Raw genomic sequence first — 26000 nt, forward strand, 5'->3', positions numbered from 1 at the left:
AAGCCGAAGTTTTGCTTCGGCTTTTTCACATTAAATCCTATCGTTTCTCGATGTCGTCCTTGGCTCTAAGTAGCGTGGCTCCCAGATCATTGATAATCCGGCTCAGCTCCGGTGACAGGGTCTTGCCCGAGATCTGCAACTGCAAGCGCTCTGTCTCGTAGAAGGGACCAACCTGCTTGTCATCATTCCAAGCGGTCAGGAACTCTTCTTCAAACCCACCAATAACTTTTTTATCGAAGATCTGCGCCCCGAATTCGCGGAAGCTGCCCTGTAGGGTGTCTGGATTCAGATTGGAAGAACCCACCAGCATCACCTTGCCATCAACAGACGTGATCTTGCGGTGATTTTCCTGATGATACCCTTGTGTTTTCCCGTTCGGGAAACGCGCCTCAATGCCCAAAGTGCGGCGGGCTCTCACTTCCACCCCATGACGAATCAACTGATCCAGGAACAACGTGTTTGGCAACCCACCCATCGCAAAATTTCCATTGTGATCAGCCAGAATACGAACCTTCAACCCTGGCACTTGTGCTTTGCGCTTCATCAAAGCATCGTTGATGTATTTATCATAGATAAACAGATGCTCCATGTAGATATGACTTTCCGCCTTGGAGATCATATCCACCAGCATGTTGCGCGTGTCCTTGATCTTGGCATCGACGTTGGCTTCAGCCAGTCGTACCGGCTGGTCACCCACGGCCGGGAATGTCATGCGCTTAAGCTTAAACCAGGAAAGAATCTGATCGCGATTCTTCAGGTAAGCTTCGTTGGAATAGCCTTGCTCCTTATAATAGAACCACTTGCGCTCGTTTGCGTCTGTCGTCAAGGCTGCATCGACGTCATCATAGTACGCGGCCTGCACCAGGGCTGCCGCCGGGCCTTTGACATATAAGGCGTTGTCATAATAGTAACCGCCACTGTGATCAGACCAGTTCTTCGAACCAAAGTACGCCTGAGGCGCATCGGATTCCGCATCCACGACGATCACCTTACTATGATCAATTTTGGATTCATAGTATGTGTTGCGTTTTTCCAGGGACTTGAAGGTTTCCTCCGTTTTGGGAATCAGATTGGTGATGCCAAAAGGAATGCCCGGTGGATGGCGTTGGATGTTGGCCTGAAGCAGATACACAGACCCTTTCAGGCCCGGATCTGTTGCTGCACGATTCTTGATGTACTCAAAGATCGGCATCATCTCGTCCTTCATGTTGTAGTTGGTTGCATAGTCATGCAACATGAGCACCTTGAAGTTCGGATTGGCTTTTTTCTTAATGACTGTTTGATCCAGCAGGAACTTGCTCAAAGTTCCACCCATTGTGCCTCCGAAAAGGAAGATATCAATAAAGATGGATTCTTTCGCAGACAGAATCATATCGCGAATCTTGGCAAACATCGGATCTTTGAAAGACGGATGCCCCTCATCGTCTTTATGAAGTGGCATCTTCATATAAGGCTGGCTGAAATCCAGTTTGCCCCCGGCAAAGATCACACGATCATTGAACCACTGAATTCTTTCCGGAGATATTTCATTGTGACTGACCAACTCCACCACATTGCCCGGCACAAAGCCACCGGCCACCAGAGTGTAGTCATCCATTTCCGGGAAACGACGTTGCAGATTCTCGGTCAGCTCCACGCTGCTCAGGCTTAAGTTGCGCGCTGAGGACCACGAGGTCATCAGACTGCGGGCTGCTGACTGGGCCGCTTTGTCTTTTTTAAGCGGATGGTCGGCATAGTCGCGCAAGGCCTGCAAACGGGTCTGCAACCAATATTGCAAAACCTTGGATTCATTCACCGAACTTTTCTTTACAAACTTCCAGTAGACCAATGGCAGAAGAATTTTCTCGGGAACCTGGCTTTCATATGTCTTCACAAAAGCACGGGCCCGGCTTTGCTCTGCCGTTGGCAACTTTTTAATTTCACTTAACAGGGTTTCAACACGACGGCAGGCTTCGGCGCCAAACATCATGTCAAAGTTGGATTTATGGAAATCCATTGCTGCAATACGCTCTTTCAAAGACACCACAGGGGCCTGAGCAAAGGACGTCGAACCCATCAACAGCGAGGTCAAAATCAAAGCGGTCTTTTTCACAGAACACCTCCCTGCACCAGGGAATTCAGATTCAGATACTTTTCCATCGAGCTTTCACACTTTTTCAAATAATTACGACTGGCACTGGAAAGAGCCTGCTGTCCGTCTGCGGCGTTCTCTGTATGGAAGCGGGTGTTATAATCCACCAGATCCACCTTCGTGCGAATGCGGTCCAGCTCCCGTTCTTTCAGGTCATAGACAATCTTGCTTAGATTAAAGATCACCTGACCTGAGGAGTTTCTTTTTTCCTCAACCTGGAATGTTCCCGTCGGAACGGACTTACCGGTTTCTTCATAGGTATCCGGCATCAACTCTCTGCGACCTTCATTATGGGAAGCCAGAAGTCCCGGGTAGATCTCAAGTGTTTCCTCGGTCGGAATCAGGTCTTTCAGGTTGAAGTTCTTGTAAAGATCGACGGTATAGAACAAAGGCACGCCCGGTCCGGCTGATTTCGCTGACAAGGTATAGCCATCGCAAACAACCGGCTTCTGAAGGGCATGGTTTGAACGATAGTAGCGGCGATAGCGCACAAAGCCTTTCACGCCGTACTTTTTGATACTGGGCACACCAATGCCGATATCCATGATCTCAATATAGATCGTCATAGAGCCACCGATATAATCCGCAGCCCCCTTGGTCACTGGCACAAGGGCCGAGTTGTTATAGACAGTTCCCGTCACCGTCGCTTTTTCCAGTTGTTCCCATTTAGAGCTTAAACGGCCTGTTTCACTCAAGCGCACCAGTTGATTGCTGTTTAGTTCGGCAGAGTAATCATTTTTCTGATTAAACTCTGGATTGAACATCAAATCCACCTGCAGACCGGTATTGATGATCTTATAAAAGCGCATTGTCTTAACGAAGTTTTCAATCAAGGCATCTTTGATATTGCCGCCAGCGATCTTGGCCAGACCCTGCTCAGGAGCGTCCGTTCCCAGCGTTTTAATCAAAGCCTCGTTCAGGGCTTTGCGTGCGGTTTTTGAAAGATACTTCTGATCTCCATTGGTATGAAAATGCACGGACATCTTATGGCGGTAAGGATGCAAAGGAGAATCCCCACCCATCAGTTCGCTCAGCGCCTGAGCCTCACCATCTGTGATGATTTGTTTCACGCTGGCTGGCTGACGGACTTCTTTATGTGTACAGTGCACAGCTGTCAAAGCGGCGCAGGCAATCAATGCAGACTTGATCATCAACTTCATATAGTCACATCCTAAAGATTCTGGAATTTTCTGAATTCGGCGTAATGCGAATCATCCGCTTTCAACAACAGACTTAAAGAGTACGGCAAATCCTTGTAAACACGCTTACCACCGTAATACATAATCACCGGCTCAAAGATTCTTTGATTGCCGATCGCCAACTGAGCGACATTGTCAGGACTGATGGTGTAACGGCGCAAAGTTTCTTCCAAAGGCCATTTCACGTCCTTATAAACCACATAGGCAATTTCCGAACAGACGATGCGTGTGTGGGTGTGGACGTCGAAGTTAAAGTCATACTCTTTTCCGATCTGGGCGATCGCCTGAAGGACTGCCTCGCGACGGTACTCATCTGTGATATTCGAACGAGTATCGCGGATCACCAGGAAGTCATCGATGTTCAGGAAATGCTCCAGGGTGTTGAGTTCAACTCCCGGACGCAAAGCTTCGACAATACGATGACCCGATCTAATTTTGGCCTGAATATTTGCCGGAATCCTGTCCCAGACTTTCAGTTCTTTCAGCTGATCTTCCGTCCCCAGCCAGATCGCAACGTGGCCATAGTGGCCCGGGATCATCTTATCCGTCAGACGGAACGGAGTTTTTTCCATCAGGATATCCAGGGGTTTCATTTCAGCGATCAAAGCTTTTTTTTCTGACTCAGGCATATTGATCAGATGACCTTTACGGGTTTCCACCATGCCGACCATATTGCCAAAGCCCATGCTGACCCCGTAGGAAACAGAACGAATCCCGCGTTTTCCTCGCAAAGTCAGACGGTGCCATAGATTCGCAATGGCATCTTTAAAGGCGCTGCTGTCTGTTCCGTTTTTTACCGCCAAATACCAGATGCTTGATTGAGTCATTGCATACAAATGACTTTCTTCAGGGCTGGTCGAAATTCCCTGGGAACGCCGCCATGCCATCACGGAATCAATAAATTCAATTCCTCTTTCCAGCTGAGATCGGCGCGAGATGGATGAGTATGAATCCGCCAAAGTCTGCAACGCACGTTTTTGAGCGACGTCATAGTTCAAAACATAGCGCAAGGAAGCGTTATCGTTGAACGGCTGGATTGCCACCAGATAGTTGTCCATCAGTATGAGCGCGGAAGCCAGAGCCATATGCATGCGGAAGATCTGTCTTTCCCCTTGAGCATCTTTCGGATCAATATTCAGGACTTTATAATCCTGATAGAAGTCCTTACGCACCTGACGGGCTTTTCTTTCAATTTTGGTCCCGCGATACGGGGTCAGCTTCACCTCGTTAGTTTCAGAAAAGTACTCGCCCTCGGAAATCGCCAGGTCCAGAAGTTTCTGACGGGTTTTTAGGTAGTCAGTCCCCATGGCGCGCACCCACTCACCTTCAGATCGACTTAAGGTGATATTGCCGGTTTCACCCAGTTTCTTTTCATCGGCGAAGCGCAAAGCCGTGGATCTAAAGGTCAAAGCCTCAGACAACAAAGCTTGCAAATCATAGTACTGTGGATCGACATAATAGGCTGCTGCGGGAGTTCTTTCACTTGAGGATTTAAATGATGAGCACGCGCCAACGAAGGTTGTGACTAGGCACAACGCCAGCAATTTCGAGAACATGGGATTTCCCTCCAATGTTCTCAGAATAAGCTAATAATCCCTCGCAAACGGAAATGATCTTGTCGAAGGACAATGAATCTAGTCCTGCGTACCAGTGCAAAAAGGCCCTACTAGGACCTCACAGCCATTGGTCTGTAATTAGGTCAAAAGAACTGTGAAGTGGAATCAAAATACGAAGATACCTCTGGTTCTTAGAACTTGCAGAGTCATCTATAAAGAAGGCGGGATCTCGGTTTTGCTATAAGCCGGATTCTGTCCCAACTACCAGGTCCCATAATTTGCCCCGATAATCGTGGATGATCATTCCTCTGGGAGTGGCATTACTGACACCCTCAAGCGATCTTACCCGGTGACTACGGGCTGGCCGCCCTACTAGTGTCACCCTATTTGATCTTGCTCCGCGCAGAGTTTGGCTGTTTTCACTCCAGCGGCTCCCCAGACCCTCCCGTTCCCGGTGTCTGGCTCAATGCCCTGGACATTCTCTCTGTTCCACTGTTCCTAACGTTACCGTCGAGGGGCGTTACCCCTTGCGCTGCCATATGGAGTCCGGACTTTCCTCTCTAATTTCAGGAATTTAGAGTATTATTAGAGCAATCATCCGCAAAACCGTGGGGATTTCTAACACCATCCAGCATTTCGTGCAAGAAGGTTTTCTTAATCCCAGTTTTATTTTACTTTCTAAGCATCGTTTACAAAAGGATTAAATCATGAAGATCTTGGTATCTCTATTTGCGTTCGCTATGACTTTGTCTCTTGCTTCTGCTTCTTTGGCTGAAGAGGCTCACGGTGGTGGCGGTCATGGCGGTGGTCATGGTGGTTTGACCGAAAAAATGAATGCTTTGTTCCCACAGCCAAAAGCAGACCCTACAAAGAACGAGGTTCCGGCAAAACCGCAGCTGGAAAGCCCTGGCTACTACCAAGCGATCAAAGCTGACAAAACAACTCTGACTTGGAAAGCCGTTGCTGGCGCTGACGAGTATCACGTGCAAGTTGCGACTGACGCTAACTTCAAGTGGTTGGTGGCCAACGAGTACTCTGTTAAGGGGAACTCTTTTGAAGTGACAGGTTTGGAAGCTGGCAAACATTACTTCTGGAGAGTTGCAGCTGTTAAATCAAACAACTGGAGCACCTTCCGCAAAAGTTTCTTTGCAATGTCCATGTTCGAAACTCCTGCAGCAAAATAAGTTGTTGCGAAATTTTGATTACACACACCAAGAGCCCTGCACCAAGGGCTCTTTTTTTTGCGCTTCGACAATCTCCAGGTGCAATTACAAAGTTTTAATCCCCAGGCCGTTTTGTAATTTTATATCTTTGTAAGAGTATAGATACACTTATGCCATGACTCATTCGGTGTATGAGGCGCTTCTCAATTCAAACGCAGTGATAGAGTTCGACATCCAGGGAAATATTCTCTGGGCCAACTCCAATTTCCTGAACTTACTCGGGTACGAGCTAAGCGAAATTCAGGGAAAGCATCATTCTTTGTTCCTGCCGGAGTTTCACCAACATGAGCTCGAATATCAAGAAATGTGGAATCAACTTGCTGAAGGACATGCGCAAGCTGGAGAATTCAAACGTCTGAGCAAAACGCAGGAGATCATTTGGATCCAAGGCTCTTACACTCCTGTAAGAAATGCTGAAGGCACCATCGTCAAGATCGTCAAAATGGCGGTCGATATCACAGAAAAGAAAAGTCTGTCTGAAAATCTGGAGAAAAAGAACCGAGAGTTGATCGGAGCCGCTACCAAAGCCCGCGCAGCCACACATGCCAAATCCGTCTTCTTGGCCAACATGAGCCATGAGATCCGCACGCCCCTGAATTCCATTATCGGAATCACGGACACCCTGGCAGAAACCACTTTGGACGACCAGCAGGCCTCGTTTGTCGAAATCCTTCAGCGCGCCAACCATCAGCTTATGACGATCATCAACGACATTCTGGATTTGTCCAAAGTCGAAGCTGGCGAAATTGAACTGCGCCCCCTGCCCTTTAAACTTCAGGGGATGCTGGATGATCTGGTGGCCGTTCTTGGTTTCCGCGCCAAGGAAAAAGGTCTGCAAATGAACATCGAGATTGAATCTGACGTCGAGGAGTACTTCGTCGGAGATGCGGATCGTCTGCGCCAGGTGCTGATGAATCTTCTGAATAACTCGATAAAATTCACCCAAAGCGGCAGTGTTTCCCTGCGAGTCGCCGTGAACCGCACTTCGCACCCGGGAAATCTGCTGTTCTGTGTTTCTGACACAGGCATCGGTATCTCCAAACAGAAGTTCAAAGACATCTTCCAGCCTTTCACGCAGGCGGATTCCACCACCACGCGCAAATATGGCGGCACCGGTCTGGGACTTTCCATCACAAAAAACATCGTGCAACTGATGAATGGCCATATTTGGTTTGAAAGTGAACTCAATGTGGGAAGTGCTTTCTATTTCACGATCTCAGTCCCCACCACCACGGAAAGAAAGACAGCGATGCACAACCCATGGCAGGGCCGCTATCAACTGACCGATATCAGGCACAATATCTCCAACAGCCGCCTGCGCATTTTGGTGGTGGACGATGTGGATGACAATCGCAGTCTGTTTGGAATTTATCTGCAAAAGACCATTCACGCTGTCAGCTATGCCAGCAGCGGATCTGAGGCGGTGGAAATGGTGAAAAACGAACACTATGACATCATCTTTATGGACGTGCAGATGCCAGGAATGGACGGTTATGAGGCCACCCGTTGCATCCGGGCCTTGGAAAAAGACCTGGGCCGCACTCCGGCCCGCATTTTTGCCTGCACCGCCAATGCCTTCCAAGAAGACGTTCGCAAAAGCCTTTCAGCCGGTTGCGACTTGCATCTGTCCAAACCCGTGCGCAAGGACACGATGCTGAAGGCCATCCATTCTTTCTTCAGTGCTCCAGAGGCGATTTACTAACTTTCGCTCACTAGCTCATTCAGATTCCACTGATCCAGCACGGTCTGCCGGGACAGACCGCCTTCTTCTTTGACTGAATAATACACCTTGATCGAGTGAGGATTCCTTGAGCTGTGATAAATCATCCCTGCGCACATCTTGCAGGGTTTGTGAGTGGAATATAAGACTGCACCTTCGGGTATGGCCTGGCCGCTTTCTCGATAAAGGCGCTGAATCAGGTTCACTTCCGCATGCAGGGTTTTGTTTTTAGAGTTGGAGTTCACCCCATAACCCAGAATCTTTCCGTCTTTATCTACCAACAAGGCGGCGATATTTCGGTCGAAATCGTGCAAAACATCTCCCCGCGGCACCTTTTGCGCCAGGCGGGTTAAACTTTGCAAAAAAGCCTGCTTGGAGCCGGGCTTTTGATCTAAAAACCACTGTCGGATGTCCGCCAAGGGAACCTGATTTTCCCGGTTCAGATGATGGCTGACTGGCAAAAGCTCACTTCCCGCACCGATTTCAATCATTGGCTCCAAAATGGGAATCTGATGATCACAAGGAACAATCCCGGCGGTCACACGCTTGGCGACGACCTTGACCATCCCCCGGCACATTTCCGTCAGATCCGCGCTGGTGTAAATCCGCTGGCGCAGAATAAAGAAGCTGTGATCGACAAACTGCTCAAAAAGCCCCTGCAGCAGCTTCACCACTGCCGAGGACGGCAGTGGCCCTTTTGCCCGAGAATGGCGCGAAAAGTAGATCCTGCCCTCGTGCTCGACGAAAGCGACGTCCTTTTCTTTCTCAGCAAGTAAAAATGCTATATGTTCTGCCCTTTTTTCTGCCAACATCCAGGAATTGGTACCATATCCCGTCCAAATTGTCTAAAAAGCCCCCATGGACATGATCAAAAACCGCTTGGAAAAGAACTTCAAAAAACTTAAAAGCTGGGCCGAACGCCATCAAATCGAAGCTTTTCGTCTGTATGATCGTGATATTCCCGAATATCCCTACATCGTGGACATCTACAAAGATCACTACCTGATCTATGACAAAAGTGATTTGCGCGACAAAGACAAAAACCACCTGCCTCACGTTCAAGAGGCGCTCAAGACGTTGTTTAAGTGTGATGACTCCAAGGTCGTAATCAAAAAACGCGAGCGTCAAGAGGGCCTGAAACAGTACGAAAAGCTGGATGCCAAAGAAGACACCTTCGTCGTGCGAGAGTCGCAAGCTTTATTCAAAGTGAACCTGTATGATTATCTGGACACCGGCTTGTTCCTGGATCACCGCCCGATGCGCCAGAAGGTCTTTAAAACGGTTCAGGGGAAAAGATTCCTGAATCTGTTCTGCTATACCGGGTCTGTCAGCGTGTTTGCCGCATTGGGCGGGGCCCGCACGACCAGTGTGGACATGTCGCAAACTTACCTGCGCTGGGCTCAGGACAACTTCCAGCTCAACAATATCGACTTGGATGGACACAGTTTCATCAACGCCGACGTGTTGGAGTGGCTGCGCACACAGAAAAATTCGAACACTTTTGACGTTATTTTCCTGGATCCGCCAACGTTCTCGAATTCCAAGAAAATGGAGGACACCTTCGAGGTCGAGCGCGATCAGGATTTCCTGGTGGACAGTTGCATGCAAATGCTGGCTCCCGAGGGAGTTCTGTATTTCTCGAACAACAAGAGGAAGTTTAAGATTTCCGACAACATTCTGTCCAAATACAGAGTGAAAGAAATCACCACCGAGAGCATCCCACAGGACTTCCATGATAAAAAAATTCACAACTGCTTCGAGATCAGAAGCAAATAAGGGGCCCTAGGGCCCTTTTCCAATTTGGGGACAAAAATACCTTGCCCCCGCCACCAAAAAGCCCTAGAACCCCCGCTTTAAGACAACTACTAAAATCAAAAAGATCCCTAGAAGATCTTAGCAATATAAGGTCACTCAAAATGCCCCAGGCGCAAGGCGGAGGGGTCCCTTCGAAGCGGAGGCGTGCTCCAAGCACGTCGCAGCGAAGGAGGTCCCCCGACAACGCAGTCGAATGGGGTATTTTCAGGGGCCGTTGGAGGAATGGGAATTGAAAGCACTTGGCCGTCATATTTTGGTTGAATTCAGTGGATGCAACGCTGAGGTTTTGAACGACGTTTCCATCATCGAAAGAAGCATGGTTGAAGCGGCACAAATCGCAGGCGCGACAGTCATTAACTCCACTTTCCACCACTTCTCCCCTTGGGGTGTAAGCGGTGTTGTTGTGATCCAAGAAAGTCACTTGGCGATTCACACATGGCCGGAATACCGTTATGCCGCTGTGGATCTGTTCACTTGTGGTGATTCCGTGGACCCTTGGGTTTCCTTCGAGCACCTGAAAAAAGCCTTCCAGGCAAACTACTCTGCTTTGGAAATGAACCGCGGCTCTTTGCACGTGATCCAAAAATCCGACTTCCAGCCGAAGATCATGCGCGAAAAACCTTCCTTCGATCTTTCCAAAGGTTATCAGATCGACCGCAACGTCTGGTTCACCGACAAGGATGAAAACCAGGCTCTTTCCCTGCGTTACACTGGTGAAGTTCTGTTTGATGAGACAAATCCGTTCCAGCGCGTGCGTGTTTTGGACTCTTACTCTCACGGCAAATTCCTGGCGATCAACAATATGGTGATGTGCACAGAGCGTGATGAGTTCCACTATCACGAAATGATCACTCACCCGGTGATGCAGGCGCACGGGAATGCGAAGAACATTTTGGTTATCGGCGGCGGTGACGGCGGTACCATTCGTGAATTGTTCAAATACGATCAGGTTGAAAATGTAACAATGGTGGAAATCGACGAAGCGGTTGTGCGCGCTTCCAAGCAACATCTTCCAAAGATCGCTTCAGAGTTTAACAATCCGAAATTGAATCTGATTATCGGTGACGGCATTCAGTTCGTAAAAGATGCTGCGCCAAACTCTTATGACGTGATCATCGTGGATGGTTCTGATCCGGTCGGTCCGGCAAAAGGGCTTTTCACTGCCGAATTCTACACGAACTGTAAAAACGCATTGAAAGAAGGCGGCTTGGTGATCACTCAGGGTGAATCCCCGATGTTCCATGAAGGCACTTTCGTTGAACTGAATCAGTGCTTGAAAGGTATCTTCGGCAAGAAGAGCGTCCACACGATGTTGTTCCATGCGACCACTTATCCGTCAGGAATGTGGAGTTTGCAGATGGGTGTGAAGGGGACAAATCACCCGGCGAAAGACTTCAACAAAGACCATGCGCGCCAATTCTCTCTGGCCAAAGGTCTGAAATACTACAACGAAGATCTGCACACAGCGGCGTTCTGCCTGCCGACGTTCGTTAAAACAATGCTTGGCGATAACGCCTAGTTTATCTAATTGAGATAGACCGCCTCCTGTTTTCATTATAGTTTCATCTAGAACTAAACAAACAGGAGGCGTAAATGTTCAAACTTCCACAACTTCCCTACGCAAAAACAGGTTTGGCTCCTTTGTTCAACGAAGAACAAATGACTTACCACTACGACAAGCACCACAAAGCTTATATCGACAATCTGAACAAGTTCATGGAAACAGATGCGTCTTTGAAAGGGAAATCCCTTGAAGAGATCACTTTGACTTCCTCTGGTGGCGTGTTCAACAACGCGGCTCAGGCCTGGAACCACACCTTCTTCTGGTTTGGTATGACTCCGGCAGGTCAAGGCGGCCAGCCTTCTGCTGAGTTGTCTGCAGCGATCACTCGCGACTTCGGTTCTATGGATGAGCTGAAAGCAAAGTTCGTCGATGGCGGCGTAAAAACCTTCGGTTCTGGCTGGATCTGGTTGTGCGCGGACGCTTCCGGCAAGCTGTCTTTGGTTTCCACTTCCAATGCAGCGGTTCCATTCACCAACAACGGCCCAACTCCATTGTTGGTTGCTGACGTTTGGGAACACGCTTACTATGTGGATTACAGAAACCTTCGCGCAAAATACCTAGAAACCTTCTGGAGCCAAGTAAACTGGAACTTCGTTTCCGAAAACTTCGCTTCCAAAAAAGTTCGCGACCTAACTAAGTCCATGACTTAAAAGGTACCTGCTTACTTTTGCAGAAGCACTGCTTCAAAAAAAACAAAAGGGACTGCTATACAACGGCAGTCCCTTTTTTTATTCAAACTTCTATTGCGCTGCTTCTGCAAAAGTAAGCAGGTACCTTTTAGAGTTCGAAGAAGGTGGTGGATAATAGGAAGAGGGTGTTTCCGGTGTCGGGAGTGTAGTAGACGCCGACCGAGGGGCGCGAAAACATTTCTTTTGGACGGAACTGAGACCAAGCAATACCTGCGCCGGTGTTCATGTCCTCGTAAGGGGAAATCCCCGCTTCACGCAAGTGACCCCACGCAAAGGTCAACCATTCGCGGTCCTTGATCTGATACTGCAAATCCAGACCCCACTCCGATTCACACTTCAGAGAATACACAAATGTCAGTGTGTTCTTGGAATCAATATGCCCGCAGACATTGTTCAGGAATGGCGACAGGGTGACGTCCTCCAGCTCCACCGGGCGATAATTAAAACCAATATGGAAAGAACGCAGAACCAGATCCGGTGTCTCGACCACTTTGCCATCCAGCCTTACTTCGGACTTAAAGCGGTTTTCTGTGAAAGCCGCCGCCCAGTCGAACTTGTCGCCGCGATAAAAATTTAACTTGGCTGTGTAGTTACGGCTGCCCGGAACCGTGGCATAAAAGATCGGAACCGTGCCCAGTTCCACACGTTCGTGCACCCCCACACTCAGGGCATTGGCCAACATGTGAGAATTGATGTTCGCACCGCTGGTTCTTTGAAAACCAAACTGCCATTGAGCCAGCGTGCGAGCCGACGTGCTGACAACTGGGTTGAAGATCACGCGCTTCGGAGGAATGACGTCATCAAAGCCCGCAAAAGCCTGAAGTCCGGAAAGAAAAATGAATGATAAAATAAACGCGCGCATGCCCGCGAGCATTACAAATAGGATGCCAAAAGAATCCCTCTGAGCCATCGCTTATTTGCAGCTCATAGCTCCGCACCCTTTTCACACCGGTACAATTTTCACTGTGACAACAGTTTAGACAGCTCTTCTACGAACGCAACCACTTGCGACGGGCATCCTTCTTATCCACAGGCCACAACGCCCACTGGACATTCAGATCACAGGCCTTCAGAAGATTTTCCACAATGAGCTCGGCGTCCTCTTTTTGCCAGAAGTCTTTAGCATGTGAACTGGGACTTTTTAATGCGATATCAGACACCAACGAATAGACCATGCCGCTCATGGGAGGAATCAAAAACCCCATCGTGGAAAGCACCCCCTGCAAGCGGGACAAAATCCCCTTTCCGCCCACGGAGTGCATTAGAACAAAGACAGCCGCAGGTTTCCCTATTAAAGCACTGGTGCCCTCAAGTTCCGTCATCTGCTCCAACAGCTTTTGCATGGGGCTGCCCCAGGAATCCCAATATGTACCGGTCACAAAGATCATGGCATCCGCATTCGAAATTCTTTTTTTCAGGGACGAACTGTAACCGGACTTTGCCAGCGTCACCACATCCACCGACACTTCCTTTGGGAAAATCTTTTTCATGCCTTTGATCCAAAGCGCACAGTTGCCCTGATCACCGGAAGGGCTGCCATTTAAAACAAGAATCTTTTTCATCGGGAATCACTCCATGCCGTTGGGGATGAAGTATTATGACCTGTTCGGAAGAAACAATCCAAGGACAAAAATAAGACAGGCGTCTGGGATCAGACGCCTGCACATGGAGGGATGGGAAAAGGACCGCACCTTAAATTGTGACAACTTTCATCAAGACACCTCCTTTAGGTTGTCTTCTTGGATCGTTGTTCCCCTGTCCAGGGGGAACAACACTTCATAAGCAAAATCAACCGAGACCGGAACTCTGCGTGGCGGGTCTTTGATTTCGATGAAATTCAAAACATCCTGCACACCGGACAGCTCCCAGGCCGCGGCGACGGCCAAGGCTTTCAAACGAGGTCTAAACACCTCACCATGAAGCTTCACAATGCCGTCAGCGACCTCAACCTCGATGTGTTCTCCACCGATTTTAATCATCTCTGCCAGCTGCGCTTCAAGGATACGAAGAATCTCCTCGTCTGATCTGTAGTAGTCCGTGGGTACAACAATGCGGTCTTCAATCGCCCAGACACCTTCCGTGTCTGAGATGACCTCCAAGGCCGCATTCTTTTTGTAAGACGTATCCACGAATCCACTGACAATGACCAGGTTGCCCCGGGCAACAATTTCAAGATCAGCTGCGCTCACTCTTTTATCCCATTTGATTCGATCGCGTATTTTTCGACCGAGCTCATTGTCGATCTGGTTTTTAAGAAGATGCGTGTTCATTAGGCTGCTCCTTGCTTGTTCTCGGGTTTTCCTTCAACTCAGGCCACCCCTTCCAGTGTGGGTGGCTGATAGTTCAGCATCGGATCATTTCTGCGATGCTGGGATTTACGTGAGGATCGTTTGCTCAGCACCACTTTTAAAGCGGACACTGTCTTCGCTACACATCGTTTGAAGTTTTCGTCGCTCTTGACGACTTTAATCACACTTTTTGAGCGTGATGGCTTCAAGATGACCTCACACATGTAGCTCGGCTTGCGAGTCTGTGTACGATGTCGATCTGTCTCGACACGCACGGTGAGGTGAGCACCACTGTCATACTTGAAGAAATCTCCGACAGCGTTTTCCACTGTCTCCATCAGGTAAGATTCGAGATTTTCAGTTTTAGTGATGTCTCTGTAGTAGATGTCTGTTTGCATATCTACCTCCTTGTCTTGCTCTCATTATCGTTGAAATCGACAAATTCGTTAAATATATAATTTAGAAGACATACTTAGGTTAAAGTTATATATTTAGGTGGTCTAGGCGAAGATTTCCAAAAGGAACTCATAACTTACAGGAACGCATCAAGAGCCTAGTTCCAAAAAGGCGCCAAAAAAACCATGTTATTCGGAGGTTTTAGACCATGTTTAACTACAATCATTTATATTACTTTTATGTAACCGCCCGGCTGGGTGGAGTCAGCAATGCCGCCAAATATCTGCATATCAGCCAACCCTCACTCAGTTCTCAGATAAAAGTTCTGGAAAGCACGTTGGATCAAAAACTTTTCGAAAAGCGCGGAAGAAATTTGCATCTCACACCCGAAGGAGAACGCACTTTTGCTTACTGTAAAAAGATGTTCGATGTTGCCGCCGATTTTGCTGAATCACTAAAAAGCCCCTCTGAAAAACAGAGTCAGCGCTTTCGGATCGGCGTCAGTGATCAGGTGGAACGCCCCTTCATCGCCGATCTGCTGGCTCCGTTGATTCGTGAACAAAAACGTGGCATCGAAAAACACTTCTTCGTCAGCTCCGCCCCCTCCGACATTTTGGTCAATCAACTGCGCAGCCAGGAAATTGATCTGCTCCTGACGAACAAACCCATCTACGCCGATGATGTTAAAGAAATTGCCGCCGCAGAAATGCCGGTAAATCTGATGGTGTCGACCAAGAATCTAAAAGATCTGAAGATTCGAATCTCACGCCATACCTCAGTGCTGGAATTCTTAAACGCCGTCCCGTGGGGCCTCATCATCCCGTCATACAAGATGAAACTGCGCCATGAAACGGATTTATTCTTTCAGGAAATTCACGCACGCAAAAAAGTGATCTTCGAAAGCGACATCATGTCTGTGGTGGGTCGAGCCGTGATCGATGGCGCTGGGGTGGGCTTTCTGCCTGTTCCCTATGTGATGGATGAAGTTCAGTCCGGCAAGATCACACTGATTGGCCCCAAAGCCGGATACTGGAAACACACACTGTACCTGCTGGCGCGCAAGGATCAAAAGGAAGATGAAACTTTGATGGATCTTAAAAAGACCATCCGACGACTGGAGAAGTTCTAATAAAAAAGCCCGCCTTTAAGAGCGGGCTTTTGTTCTGAACTTTAATTTTGGGTTTAATACGGCTGACGAGCATCCGAGTTTGCCAGATCCATCCCCATCACCACCGCAATTTTTGTATAAGCGGCTGAATGTTTGAAGTTGGATTCCGGCGTGATCACATCGCGGGTCGTATGGATGTTTTTGTTACTTTTGCTGAATGTCGCTTCAAACGGCATCAAGGCAGGATACCCTTGGCGATTCCAGGAGGCATGATCGCTGCAACCATAACCACACTTATCATCCACGATGCGCGCGTGGATGTAAGTTTCGTTTGCGGCTCTTAAGTATTCACGCAGCCAGGCGCTGGTGAAGTCCGTCATGCTGCCGATAACCAGTTCACCCGAACCGGGGAACAAAGTCATGTCCAACTGAAGAACTGCCACCACGTCTTTCTTTTCCGCTTTGTACTGCTTTGCAATCTCTGCCGAGCCCAAAAGACCGGACTCTTCCCCCGCATACCAGAAAATTTCAATGGAGCGTTTGGGCTGAGCTTTGCTCATCAGAATACGCAGTGCCTCGATCAGGTTCGCGGAACCGGAGGCATTGTCGTCAGCACCGGGTGCCGTCTTACCACCACCCCAGCTTTGATTGATGGAATCCAAGTGACCGCCCAGGACCACGATCTCTTGGGGGCGCTCACTACCCACCAGGCGCACCTTCAAGCTTTTCTGTTTTGTGGAGGTGTGGGTGATCAGTGAAATCTCATAAGGGATTTTGGATTCAGCCAACATTGCTTCCAGACGCGTCTTCATCTCATCGACGTGGCGGTTCGGTTCCGCATCACGGTTGCTACGGCTTGGGAAGGAAGACAACCAAGTCACATAAGAACGAAGATTGTCCTCGCTGACTTCGGTCAACGCAGCTTCGATTGCTGCACTCTTTTCCAAAGCCAAAGGGGCAAACGGCGCCCGGTCATAGAGGGCATTCTGCTCCTGAATTTTCGCCAAGTTATCCAAAATGCTGTTAAATCCAGCACCCTGAACGTGCATATCCAGACTCAGATCCTCAAAGCCACCGCATTTGCCGACCTGATGGGATCGTTCCTGAATTCTTTGCTGCATCAAGGGAGTCACAATCGCGTAACCCACTTCGATGCGTTCGTCTTTAGCTAAAACAGGGATATTGAGAGCGCGTAGATCCTTCAAATCAGCCAGAATCGGCTTTGTTTCGAAGTTTTCCAGATCCGGAACGTGCGCCGTCGCAGTCGTTGCAACGAACAATAACAAAGCCATCGTGGCAGTTTTCATATTTTCAGTCCTTTGAAAAGCATTACCGCAGATTAATGCTATCGAATTTGTCCTCATTTTGGCAAAGACAATTCGCTTATTTTTTAAACATGCATTAGGATAAGTGCCTATGACGACAGACATTTTGCTGGTTACTTTGAACTCCACCTACCAACATAGCTCCTTTGGTTTGCGGTACCTTTATGCCAATTTGGAAGAGCTGCAATCGCGCGCCCAGATCCTTGAGTTCACCATTGCCCGGGACCCCAAGGACATCGCCGAAAGTCTTCTGCGTCACAAACCAAAGATCATCGGAATCGGCGTATATATTTGGAATGCCCAAGAATCTTTGGAACTAGTGTCTTTACTTAAGCGCATCAGTCCTGAAACTTTGGTGGTCTTAGGAGGCCCCGAAGTCAGTCACGAATCGGAAACCAATCCGCTTTGTCACATCGCGGACTATGTCATCAAGGGTGAGGCCGACTTCCTGTTTAGAGACTTCTGCAGAAACTATCTGTCCAGCGGCACCCTGCCCGAACAAAAGTTCATTGCAGGCATTCTGCCGGACATTAAAGCCATCAAGTCGCCTTACGAATTCTACAGCGATGAGGACATCAAAAACCGTGTTTTATATGTCGAGGTTTCCCGCGGTTGTCCGTATCGCTGCGAATACTGCCTGTCGTCGTTGGATAAATCCGTTCGTAATTTCGATGTTCCTCAATTCTTGGCCGAAATGCAGAAACTGATGGATCGAGGCGCCCGCCAGTTTAAGTTCATCGATCGCACCTTCAATTTGAGCCCTTCAACTTGCACACAAATTCTGGAATTCTTCCTGGAGCGTATCCATTTGGGGCTTTTCCTGCACTTTGAAATGGTGCCGGATCGGTTGCCAGTGGAAATTCGCGAACTGATCAAAAAATTCCCCGCAGGCTCATTGCAGTTTGAAATTGGCATTCAAACGTGGAACACCGACGTCGCCCGACTGGTCAGCCGTCGTAACGATCTGGAAAAAGTGAAAGACAACTTCCGCTTTCTGGCCGCGGAAACAGGTGTTCATACGCACGCCGACCTGATCGTCGGTTTGCCTGGTGAAGACATTCATAGTTTTGCCAAGGGGTTTGATATTCTGGCAGAACTTCGTCCGGATGAAATCCAAGTTGGTATTCTCAAACGCCTGAAGGGCGCACCTATTTCCCGACACGACAAGGAATGGGAAATGGTCTATTCAGCCCATCCGCCATTCCAGATTCTGCGCACGAAGTCCATGGACTTTGCCACGTTGCAGACGATGAATCGTTTTTCCAAATACTGGGATCTGTATGCCAATAGCGGCACTTTCAAGAACTTCGTCGACAGCCTGAAAGCTGCGGCCCAGGACAAGGAACACCGGTCCTTCTTCTGGGAGTTCTATGAGTTCAATGGCTTCATGTCACAGCGACATGCCCAGTCTCATGGAATTTCCCAGTTAAGTCTTTTTGAATCTGCGCTGATTTACCTGACGGAACATCGTCACTGGCCTGTGGAAAAAGCTAAGGCACTTTTGGCAGAAGACTACAAGGCGACGGGTAAAAAAGAGCTGCCTCGGTTCCTGAAGGCCGGTGAAACCACGGAAGCCTCTGGTGGCTCGCACGACACGGGAGCGAAAGGAAATCTGCCTAAGCGGCAGCAAAGGCATCTGACGGCGAAGAGCGAACAGGCTTCATCATAAGGATTGAAGCCTGAAGCAAGGAAAACCCCGCCATCAGCAAAGCACAGCGGATGTACATAAACCACAGCCACTGAGAGCGAATATCCATCCAGTCCGGTGGCGGCGACATCAGATCCCAGTTTGTGATAAGCTGATTGAGCGGAAGATTTCCCAGGTACGTCATAAGCAATTCATTCAGAACGCAGACCACTGCAAAGGCAATCAGTACGAACTCCATGGACTTCCAGCGAACCCGGCTCAGGTACAGGCTGGCCGTCAAAGCCAGCAGAACCACCGAGTAAACGATCGGGCTCATCATGGAAAAAGAGTGATTCCAACTACGATGAAACTCCAGGTAAGCCAAGATCGACAGGCTTTCCAGCGTGGGGCCCACTCCAACAACCAGAGCAAAAGAGCTTCCCGCCATCAAACCCAGCAGCAGCAAACCAAGATATTTCAAACCCAGAGATAAATTCATAGGAGGATCATATATTCTTTTGTTTACTATCACTCAAGTTTCATTTTTTTAATTGAAAATTACCGGTTATTGCACCCGCACCTTCTTCGCAAAGCCTGTATAAGCAATCAAAGGAAGCTTGGTGAAGGTGAACTTGAAGTCTTTGGGCACCTCACCAGAGCGCAGAAGTTGCCACATCTGCTTTTGTAAAAACACCGGCCGTATTCCGCGGATATCCGGTTGCTCCAACTCAAAATTCTCCATCCACATCTTCAGTTTGCCGGGCTCAATGAACAATGAATACACATGATAGTCCGGAGGTGTATTCTTCACAAACCACTCCATCCCCTTAATCACAACCAACCAAGCCAGGGGATTCTTGTTGAAGGTGTTAAAGAAAAACAGCCCCCCGGGGCGCAGAACTCGCGAGGCTTCTGCTATCACCTTCTGCGGATCGGAGACGTGCTCTAACAAATCCATCGCTGCGACGACATCAAAACTTTCGTTGCCATAGGGAACCTGATAGACGTCCCCTTGATGATAGTGGACTGAATGGGTGTGATCGCGGGATTCGGCCACTTTCAGACTGGAAGTGGACAAATCAATTCCCGTCACCTTGTGGCCGGCCTCGGCCAGATCATTTGCCAGAAACCCTGCCCCGCACCCCATATCAAGAATTTCCGCATGATATCCGATGTGTTTGCGAATGGATTCCAGAATCCATGGCATTTCAACCTTGTGCTGATTGCGCAGCAGAGCGATGGGATCATCCTGAGCCTCATACCAGCGCTCTGCCAGGTGATCATAAGCCTCATTGTTGACGATTTCCCGGTCCACTTTCGCAAGTTCCAAGTCCATGGAAACACCTCCAGCTCTCAAACACGCTAGCAGCCAGGCGTTCCGGCGGGGAGCTTTGACGAAGTCCAGTGGTAAGAATCAAGGCGTTGTTGATCTGATCGACGGCTTCCGCTACACTCAAACACATGATTGATTATATCGAAATTGCCTGTCGATGGATTTTAGGTCTGCAGATGTTTTTCTGGGGACTGAACGGTTTCTTTCATTGGGTGAAAGTGCCCCCTTCAGATCCGGCCATTGACCGCTTTGTGCAAGCTTGTATCGACACGCGCTTTATCATGCCGACCGTAAAAATTGTTGAAATTTTCTGCGGAGCTCTTCTGGTTTTGCATCTCGGTGTTCCCCTGAGTCTGGCTATTTTGTCTCCGATCATGTTTGTCGTGACCGGACTTCATGTTCTGCACAATCCCAAGCCCTGGGGGGTCCTGGTGACGACAACTCTGCCTTATGCGGCGTTGTTGTTCTTTCATAGCGCCACTTTATTACGACTTGTTCACTAACGGCTTCAACAACAAATAAACTCTCGATGAATCTTTCGTAACTTGAGGAAAAACAAGATCTCTCAGTAGATACTCCTCAAGCTTATGAAAAGACACAGTGCTAACTTCTCTACCTTTTGTCTCGTGGCCGGCCTCGTTGGCCTGGCTTTGGCCTTTTCCTGGCTCGTGGCCCTGACCCCCCAAGCCCGGAACATCGAAATCATTCGTCCCGATCTCACGGTTAACACCCGGGCTCTGTCGTCTTTTGAATATCTTAACTACAACACAGACCGTGAAGGCTTGTACTGGCTTAAGTTTGAAACAGAGCCCATGATCTATCCCCTGAGTCGCCTTAAGATGCGCACCATGAACTGTGTGCATGAAATGAGCACCAGCCACGGCGAATGGAAGCTGCCTTCGGGACTTCAGAACGTCTGTGACAATCGCAAAGGTCTTTTGCTGGTGAACACCAAAGACTCACTTTCACAAAACACACAATGGCATTTTGCGGGCAGCACCCGCGGCGACAGTTATGGGGTTCTGCTCGAAAAGGACTGGACGGATCTTCCCGTCGCCGCCGGCTTGATCGCTTTGACGTTGTCCCTGGCTCTGCTACTTTACGCCAGACTTCCCGCTCGTCACCTTGCGGAACGTCTGTTTGTGATGACCTTTTTGATTCTCGCTTTTCTTTTCCGTTTTTGGCTGGTGTTCATCGAGGCTCCGCCACAGTTCAGTCTTTTTTCAGATATGGGCGCCTATTTTTCTCGTTCAGAGGAAATTCTTAACGGTCAGTTCAGAATTGATCAGCTCTTTCAGCCCATTGGCTTTACGCTTTGGAGCTTGTGGCTGCGCGAGCTCGGGGACTTTGAACTCTTCAACTGGGCTCAGGTGTTCTTTTCCTGGGGCACAGTGATACTTATCTATCTAATGGTCCGTCAGCGCTTCGGAGCGCACGCCGGGGCTTTGAGTGCTGTGATCGGCACAACCTATGTCCCCTTGGCGGGCTTTGCGACTTTTCACATGGCAGAAAATGCGTATGCCTTTTTTATCTCTTTGATTCTGTGGTTGATCCTGAGAACTTTAAACAACCCACAGCTGCGCGGATTCTTTTTAATCGGACTTTTAATGGCGCTGGCCTTTTACTTTAAAGGAAATCACGCCTTCTTTATTCCCATTTTTGCACTTTGGCTGCTGTATCAAGACCGTCACCAGTTTAAAAAGGGCTTTAGCAAAGTTGCGGTGATGGGACTGGGGTGTGCTCTGGTTGTGGCCCCCCACATGGCTTGGACCTGGCAGCATTATGGAAAGCCCCAGCTGGGCCCGACAGCGGGGGCTTTAAATTTCGTCGAAGGCAAATGCCCCAGCAAAGACAACGAAGATTCCACCGGCGCCCGCTGGATGTCACCTATGTTTGGCTTCACCAACGAAAGACTTTACAAAAAATGGGATCGCCCCTTCACAGATCAATCCTATTTCTGGAAGGCCGGCGTGAATTGCATCAAAGAAGATCCTTTGGTTTTAATCGAAAGCCTTCGCTACATCTACTATCTGGCCTGGGGCAATCCCCTGTGGCCCCATATTTCCACAAATGTTCAGGACCTTTACTATCCGTGGGAAAACTTCTTCTATTATGGTTTGCTGCCCCTGACCTTGCTGGGGCTTTTGGTGCTTCGCAAGGATGAAGAGGCCTTCAATCAGGCCTCAGCTTTGCTGATGCTGTCCCTGTTTCTGACTGTGTGGTTCTTTAAATCGGAAAACCGCTTCCGTGTCCCCTTCGATGCCCTTTTAATCGCATGGTCTTCTGTGGGAGCTTCGTGGGTTCTGTTAAAAGCTTGGGCCCTGTCAGGACGCCTGACTGTTTATCTGCGAAACCTGCTCATTAAGACTCCAATAGTCGTACAGGTAACCCAACAGGAAAAGTCCTCCGGTGCAGAGCCAAATCAGTCCTGAGATCCATTTTCCCATATAAAAGCGGTGCACGCCAAAAACTCCCAGGAAGGTCAGAAGAATCCACGCAATGGTGTAGTCAACGCGGCCACTGCGATAGTTTCTCTGTGCCTCCCTTTCCATTGCGGGGATCAGGAAAAGATCAATCAGCCAACCCACGCCCAACAGACCGAAGGTGAAAAACCAGATCGTGCCCGACACGGATTTACCAAAATAGAAGCGATGAGCGCCCATAAAACCGAAAATCCAAAGAATATAACCAATAAAAGTTGAATGTGTCGCCTGAGCCATGACTTCCCTTCTTTGCCTTAACGGACGGCCTGCGGTCGTTTTAAATACAGACCAAATTTATACATAACCCAAACATGAAACAACGCCTGAGTCCATCTGTACAAGAACCAAGGCATGCGGGGCTTGAACTCATGGATGGCAGCAATCACGGCTTTGCCACCCAAAATTTCCCGAAACTCCAGACGTCCACGAACTGTCTTTTGCGCCAACAGTCCGCCTCGCACATAGAAGAGCTGGCGGTGAGACCAACTTCGTTCCGGTGAGTACTCCAGAATGAGAAGGCGCAAATAAGGAAAGCTCCAACTGAAGTTCACCCAGCGCCCACTGACTTCCACTTTCATAAAGCCCGGACGCATTGTTGGCAGAAAGTCCATGTAGGCCTTGGCAACCTGGGCCGCCGTCAAACCTTCCGGAATCAAAAGGCGCTGGACCGAACGAACCTCGTAGGACCCCATCGGATTCTTCTGAAAAGCCAGGGGCTTGCGATGCTCTTCATAGCGATCAAGTGCCGCTTGCAAAGCCTGTTCAATCGGCGTGAATGAATATCCTGGGATACTCAGGGCGTGCCCAGGCCGAACGGTCAGCGGAACTCGCAGCCCTTCCACCAGCGGTCGCACCAAAGCTCTTGGGGCCCCCGTCACCAGACACACCCACAAGGTGGACAGCTCCGGACTTAAAAATGGAATTGGTACCAAGGCTCTTTTCTTCCCCAGGATCCGGGCGATCATCTTCATCATATCCAGATAGCTCACCACATCCGGACCGCCCAGATCGTAGGTGTGATCCGCAGTGTCCGAGGCATCAATACAATGGTGCAGGCTTCGCACCACGTCCCTTAAAGCAATCGGCTGACTTCGCGTGTGAGTCCACTTCGGGCACACCATCACCGGCAGGCGCTGCACAAGGCGCACCATCATATGGAAGGACGACCCCTCAGCCCCCAGGATCACGGCGGCTCGCAGAAGGGTTGCAGGAATTTTACTGGCTGTGAAAAGTTCTTCGACCTCATGCCGACTTTTCAGATGGCGTGACAAGGTGGGGGAATCCTCGGGATACATTCCTCCTAAATAAAGAAGCCGTTTAACCCCACACTTTTCGGCGGCCCGAACAAAGTTGTCAGCCACGATAAGATCAAAGTCTTCAAAACTTCCTTGCGTCAGTTGAGCTGAGGGTCGCATCGAGTGAACCAAATAGACAGCCACGTCACAGCCATGCAAAGCCTTTTCAGCATCAAGCAAACTGAACAGATCACAAGAGCGCCATTCGATTCCCGGGGTGGTGCTCACCTTTGCCGAACGACTCAGAGCCACGATGTCGTGATGCCCCTGCAGTTCCTCTATCAAGGCCTTGCCGACAAAACCACTGGCGCCCGCGATTGCCACTTTCACAATTACCCCCACCCTCTAAAAATTCTATATTCTATCACATTTGTCCCAAACCCAAGTTGGTAATTAACAAAATAAAAGGACCGCCTTGACAAAGAAAAAACCGCGCACAGGTTTGTAATGTGAGAAAGAAACCAACAAAGGAGGTTTTTAATGAGACTATTAACACCTTATTGGCCAACTCGCCGAGCTACGACCAATCTTTTCGACGAAATGGATCGCTTGTTTGATAACTTCGCAGCGCCCGCCTCTTACGAGGCTTATGAACGCACACTCACTCCGGCGTGCGAGGTGTCTGAAACCCAGGATCATTATCTGTTAAGCATGGATATACCTGGATATAAAAAAGAGAATGTAAATATTGAAGTGAACGGAAATCTTCTGACAATTTCAGGAGAAAGAAAACGCGAAGAGAAAGTCGTCAGCACTTTCGCACGCAGGTTCACCGTTCCCAACAGTGTTGATGGCGAAAAAATCGAAGCACATCACGAAGATGGAGTCTTAAGTATTTATCTGCCAAAAACACCGGTTGCCCAAGCCAAAAGAATCGAAATCCAATCTAAAGGGGGTTTCTTCGAGCGCTTAGGATTTAAAAAGTCCGCCGAAGATATCAAGTCTGAACCTTCCCACTAATCCTCCTCCTTCCAAAGAGGGCTTGATCCCCCGTCAAGCCCTCCTCTTTTTTAGTTTCCGGTTGCCACCCAATCAGTGAAAGCAGATACTGAAAGCTGCAACTCATTGAGGTAATCACGTGGACAAGAAAAAACTGATTGAAACAATCCGCACACAACTGGAAAACGACATCGCTGCGCTGAAAGAATCCGTCAAGGCCACGATTGATGCCGCCACTAATGAGGAAAGCAAAGCGGAAAATGAATATGACACCCGGGGATTGGAAGCGTCTTATTTGGCCCGCGGTCAGGCCAAACGCATCGCCGACATTGAAGAGGCCCTGTTGCATCTAAAGCATGTGAACTTGAAATCTTTCGGGCCGAACGATCCGATTTCCTCTTCCGCAGTCATTGAAGTCGAACACAATGGCAAAACCAGTTTCTTTCTGATTCTTGCCAAAGGTGGCGGCGTCAGTGTGTCCTTTGAGGGAAAAAACATCCAGGTGATCACACCCAACAGTCCCTTGGGTGAAGCTCTTCTGGATCAAAAAAGTGGCGGAGTGGCCGTGGTTGAAGCCGGCCCTCAGATTCGCGAATACGATATCATCAATGTCTGGTAGCCTCAAACGCTCCGCCCAACGAACCCCTTTTCTGGCATTTCTTGCCAGTCCCGGAAAGTTGACATAGGATCGCTAACCATGGGCACACCTATTCAAGACGTTGTTATTATTACGACCGGCGGAACTATCGAAAAAACATATAATGAGTTCGATGGATCCCTGGAAAATCGCGGCACCAGTATTAAGAATCGCATTTTGTCAAAAATGCGTCTGCCATACACGAACATCTCCGTCTACCCTTTGCTCAGCAAAGATTCTTTGTACATGACGGATGAAGACCGCTCGCTGATTTCCGCCACGGTTCGCGATCAGATGCAACGCGGTTGTCCGATTGTGGTTTTGCACGGAACAGACACCATGCACGTTTCGGCTGAACACTGCTTTAAAGAAATCGGCACACCGAAAGTTCCGGTGGTTTTCACCGGCGCCATGATTCCCATGGGTTTTGACGACAGCGATGCCGCCCAGAATGTCACAGAGGCGTTGCTTGCCGCAAAACTTCTGCAACCGGGGTTTTACATTTCTTTCCATAACCAGGTCTTCCACGTTCCCAATGTTCGCAAGAACCGCGAAAAGGGAACTTTTGAAAGCCTCTAGAACTTCTCACATAGACCGTCTTATTTTGAGATTTCCTCTCTCAAAGCATTAAGACGGTCCGCCGATCTCCGAAAAGGAACTGTTGCACCCGTT

At 49.0% G+C, this 26000-nt stretch carries 26 protein-coding genes and 1 other RNA gene; 13 read left to right on the forward strand and 14 right to left on the reverse strand.

Features of this window, described 5'->3' with window-relative positions:
* Positions 1-37: 37 nt before the first annotated feature.
* From ACZ5ZZ_RS15930 to rnpB, 4 genes are all read right to left on the reverse strand, one after another.
* Positions 38-2092 (reverse strand): phospholipase D-like domain-containing protein, encoded by a 2055-nt coding sequence (locus tag ACZ5ZZ_RS15930; protein ID WP_464140289.1) that lies wholly within the window; start codon positions 2090-2092, stop codon positions 38-40.
* Positions 2089-3291, reverse strand: a complete 1203-nt coding sequence (locus tag ACZ5ZZ_RS15935; RefSeq protein ID WP_464140292.1) for a hypothetical protein — start codon at positions 3289-3291, stop codon at positions 2089-2091. The genes ACZ5ZZ_RS15930 and ACZ5ZZ_RS15935 overlap by 4 nt, the downstream gene beginning before the upstream one ends.
* Positions 3292-3302: 11 nt before the next feature.
* Positions 3303-4886, reverse strand: a complete 1584-nt coding sequence (locus tag ACZ5ZZ_RS15940) for a YiiX/YebB-like N1pC/P60 family cysteine hydrolase (protein WP_464140295.1) — start codon at positions 4884-4886, stop codon at positions 3303-3305.
* A gap of 225 nt (positions 4887-5111) precedes the next feature.
* Positions 5112-5496: RNase P RNA component class A (gene rnpB, locus ACZ5ZZ_RS15945), an RNA gene on the reverse strand.
* 97 nt (positions 5497-5593) lie between these two features.
* Here rnpB and ACZ5ZZ_RS15950 point away from each other — a divergent pair.
* Both ACZ5ZZ_RS15950 and ACZ5ZZ_RS15955 read left to right on the forward strand, forming a co-directional pair.
* Positions 5594-6070 (forward strand): fibronectin type III domain-containing protein, encoded by a 477-nt coding sequence (locus tag ACZ5ZZ_RS15950; protein ID WP_464140298.1) that lies wholly within the window; start codon positions 5594-5596, stop codon positions 6068-6070.
* A gap of 154 nt (positions 6071-6224) precedes the next feature.
* Positions 6225-7811, forward strand: coding sequence for a PAS domain-containing hybrid sensor histidine kinase/response regulator (locus tag ACZ5ZZ_RS15955; RefSeq protein WP_464132286.1), 1587 nt, complete (start codon positions 6225-6227; stop codon positions 7809-7811).
* Here ACZ5ZZ_RS15955 and ACZ5ZZ_RS15960 read toward each other — a convergent pair.
* Positions 7808-8641, reverse strand: coding sequence for a Bd3614 family nucleic acid deaminase (locus ACZ5ZZ_RS15960; RefSeq protein ID WP_464140301.1), 834 nt, complete (start codon positions 8639-8641; stop codon positions 7808-7810). The two genes, ACZ5ZZ_RS15955 and ACZ5ZZ_RS15960, sit on opposite strands and share 4 nt — an antisense overlap.
* Positions 8642-8687: 46 nt before the next feature.
* Between ACZ5ZZ_RS15960 and ACZ5ZZ_RS15965 the strand changes: the two genes are divergently transcribed.
* From ACZ5ZZ_RS15965 to ACZ5ZZ_RS15975, 3 genes are all read left to right on the forward strand, one after another.
* Complete coding sequence (locus ACZ5ZZ_RS15965; protein ID WP_464140303.1) at positions 8688-9605, forward strand: class I SAM-dependent methyltransferase; 918 nt, start codon at positions 8688-8690, stop codon at positions 9603-9605.
* A 268-nt stretch (positions 9606-9873) separates the two neighbouring features.
* Positions 9874-11163 carry a polyamine aminopropyltransferase gene (speE, locus tag ACZ5ZZ_RS15970; protein ID WP_464118732.1) on the forward strand — a complete coding sequence of 430 codons (1290 nt, stop codon included), beginning with the start codon at positions 9874-9876 and terminating at the stop codon, positions 11161-11163.
* Positions 11164-11237: 74 nt separating this feature from the next.
* Positions 11238-11858, forward strand: coding sequence for a superoxide dismutase (locus ACZ5ZZ_RS15975; protein ID WP_262552730.1), 621 nt, complete (start codon positions 11238-11240; stop codon positions 11856-11858).
* 127 nt (positions 11859-11985) lie between these two features.
* On the opposite strand, the gene ACZ5ZZ_RS15980 is transcribed toward ACZ5ZZ_RS15975, so the two are convergent.
* The 4 genes from ACZ5ZZ_RS15980 to ACZ5ZZ_RS15995 all read right to left on the reverse strand — a co-directional run bounded on the left by ACZ5ZZ_RS15980 (position 11986) and on the right by ACZ5ZZ_RS15995 (position 14583).
* On the reverse strand, positions 11986-12759 hold the full coding sequence (locus ACZ5ZZ_RS15980) for a hypothetical protein (RefSeq protein ID WP_464118734.1): 774 nt from the start codon (positions 12757-12759) through the stop codon (positions 11986-11988).
* A gap of 127 nt (positions 12760-12886) precedes the next feature.
* A complete protein-coding gene (locus tag ACZ5ZZ_RS15985) occupies positions 12887-13459 on the reverse strand; it encodes a flavodoxin family protein (RefSeq protein ID WP_464132291.1) in 573 nt (190 codons plus the stop codon).
* A 150-nt stretch (positions 13460-13609) separates the two neighbouring features.
* On the reverse strand, positions 13610-14167 hold the full coding sequence (locus ACZ5ZZ_RS15990) for a BON domain-containing protein (protein ID WP_464118736.1): 558 nt from the start codon (positions 14165-14167) through the stop codon (positions 13610-13612).
* A 38-nt stretch (positions 14168-14205) separates the two neighbouring features.
* Entirely contained in the window at positions 14206-14583 is a 378-nt protein-coding gene (locus tag ACZ5ZZ_RS15995) for an HPF/RaiA family ribosome-associated protein (protein ID WP_464118737.1), read from the reverse strand.
* Positions 14584-14789: 206 nt separating this feature from the next.
* Here ACZ5ZZ_RS15995 and ACZ5ZZ_RS16000 point away from each other — a divergent pair, with 206 nt between their 5' ends.
* Complete coding sequence (locus tag ACZ5ZZ_RS16000) at positions 14790-15710, forward strand: LysR family transcriptional regulator (RefSeq protein WP_464132293.1); 921 nt, start codon at positions 14790-14792, stop codon at positions 15708-15710.
* A gap of 53 nt (positions 15711-15763) precedes the next feature.
* Here ACZ5ZZ_RS16000 and ACZ5ZZ_RS16005 read toward each other — a convergent pair whose 3' ends face one another.
* Complete coding sequence (locus ACZ5ZZ_RS16005) at positions 15764-16996, reverse strand: M20/M25/M40 family metallo-hydrolase (RefSeq protein ID WP_464118739.1); 1233 nt, start codon at positions 16994-16996, stop codon at positions 15764-15766.
* 109 nt (positions 16997-17105) lie between these two features.
* Here ACZ5ZZ_RS16005 and ACZ5ZZ_RS16010 point away from each other — a divergent pair, with 109 nt between their 5' ends.
* Positions 17106-18683 (forward strand): B12-binding domain-containing radical SAM protein, encoded by a 1578-nt coding sequence (locus ACZ5ZZ_RS16010; protein ID WP_464140306.1) that lies wholly within the window; start codon positions 17106-17108, stop codon positions 18681-18683.
* Here the strand turns inward: ACZ5ZZ_RS16010 and ACZ5ZZ_RS16015 are convergent.
* Positions 18631-19140, reverse strand: coding sequence for an anthrone oxygenase family protein (locus ACZ5ZZ_RS16015; protein ID WP_464140308.1), 510 nt, complete (start codon positions 19138-19140; stop codon positions 18631-18633). The two genes, ACZ5ZZ_RS16010 and ACZ5ZZ_RS16015, sit on opposite strands and share 53 nt — an antisense overlap.
* Before the next feature lie 66 nt (positions 19141-19206).
* The gene (gene ubiG / locus ACZ5ZZ_RS16020) at positions 19207-19977 is read right to left on the reverse strand and encodes a bifunctional 2-polyprenyl-6-hydroxyphenol methylase/3-demethylubiquinol 3-O-methyltransferase UbiG (RefSeq protein ID WP_464132299.1); all 771 of its coding nucleotides are present in this window, start codon (positions 19975-19977) and stop codon (positions 19207-19209) included.
* Here ubiG and ACZ5ZZ_RS16025 point away from each other — a divergent pair.
* The 3 genes from ACZ5ZZ_RS16025 to ACZ5ZZ_RS16035 all read left to right on the forward strand — a co-directional run bounded on the left by ACZ5ZZ_RS16025 (position 19976) and on the right by ACZ5ZZ_RS16035 (position 22406).
* Positions 19976-20110, forward strand: a complete 135-nt coding sequence (locus tag ACZ5ZZ_RS16025) for a hypothetical protein (protein ID WP_464132301.1) — start codon at positions 19976-19978, stop codon at positions 20108-20110. The genes ubiG and ACZ5ZZ_RS16025 overlap by 2 nt on opposite strands.
* The gene (locus ACZ5ZZ_RS16030) at positions 20103-20477 is read left to right on the forward strand and encodes a hypothetical protein (RefSeq protein WP_464132303.1); all 375 of its coding nucleotides are present in this window, start codon (positions 20103-20105) and stop codon (positions 20475-20477) included. The genes ACZ5ZZ_RS16025 and ACZ5ZZ_RS16030 overlap by 8 nt, the downstream gene beginning before the upstream one ends.
* 123 nt (positions 20478-20600) lie before the next feature.
* A complete protein-coding gene (locus tag ACZ5ZZ_RS16035; protein WP_464140311.1) occupies positions 20601-22406 on the forward strand; it encodes an ArnT family glycosyltransferase in 1806 nt (601 codons plus the stop codon).
* Here the strand turns inward: ACZ5ZZ_RS16035 and ACZ5ZZ_RS16040 are convergent.
* The gene (locus tag ACZ5ZZ_RS16040; RefSeq protein WP_464118745.1) at positions 22299-22694 is read right to left on the reverse strand and encodes an NINE protein; all 396 of its coding nucleotides are present in this window, start codon (positions 22692-22694) and stop codon (positions 22299-22301) included. The genes ACZ5ZZ_RS16035 and ACZ5ZZ_RS16040 overlap by 108 nt on opposite strands.
* A gap of 17 nt (positions 22695-22711) precedes the next feature.
* A complete protein-coding gene (locus tag ACZ5ZZ_RS16045; protein ID WP_464140312.1) occupies positions 22712-24082 on the reverse strand; it encodes an NAD(P)H-binding protein in 1371 nt (456 codons plus the stop codon).
* A gap of 150 nt (positions 24083-24232) precedes the next feature.
* Here ACZ5ZZ_RS16045 and ACZ5ZZ_RS16050 point away from each other — a divergent pair, with 150 nt between their 5' ends.
* The 3 genes from ACZ5ZZ_RS16050 (at position 24233) to ACZ5ZZ_RS16060 (ending at position 25907) form a co-directional block, all read left to right on the forward strand.
* The gene (locus ACZ5ZZ_RS16050; protein ID WP_464118747.1) at positions 24233-24712 is read left to right on the forward strand and encodes an Hsp20/alpha crystallin family protein; all 480 of its coding nucleotides are present in this window, start codon (positions 24233-24235) and stop codon (positions 24710-24712) included.
* Between the two features lie 118 nt (positions 24713-24830).
* Entirely contained in the window at positions 24831-25310 is a 480-nt protein-coding gene (locus ACZ5ZZ_RS16055; RefSeq protein ID WP_464118748.1) for a hypothetical protein, read from the forward strand.
* 78 nt (positions 25311-25388) lie between these two features.
* Positions 25389-25907 carry an asparaginase domain-containing protein gene (locus ACZ5ZZ_RS16060; RefSeq protein ID WP_464132312.1) on the forward strand — a complete coding sequence of 173 codons (519 nt, stop codon included), beginning with the start codon at positions 25389-25391 and terminating at the stop codon, positions 25905-25907.
* Positions 25908-26000 lie beyond the last annotated feature (93 nt).

Source organism: Bdellovibrio sp. HM001, from assembly GCF_055397275.1.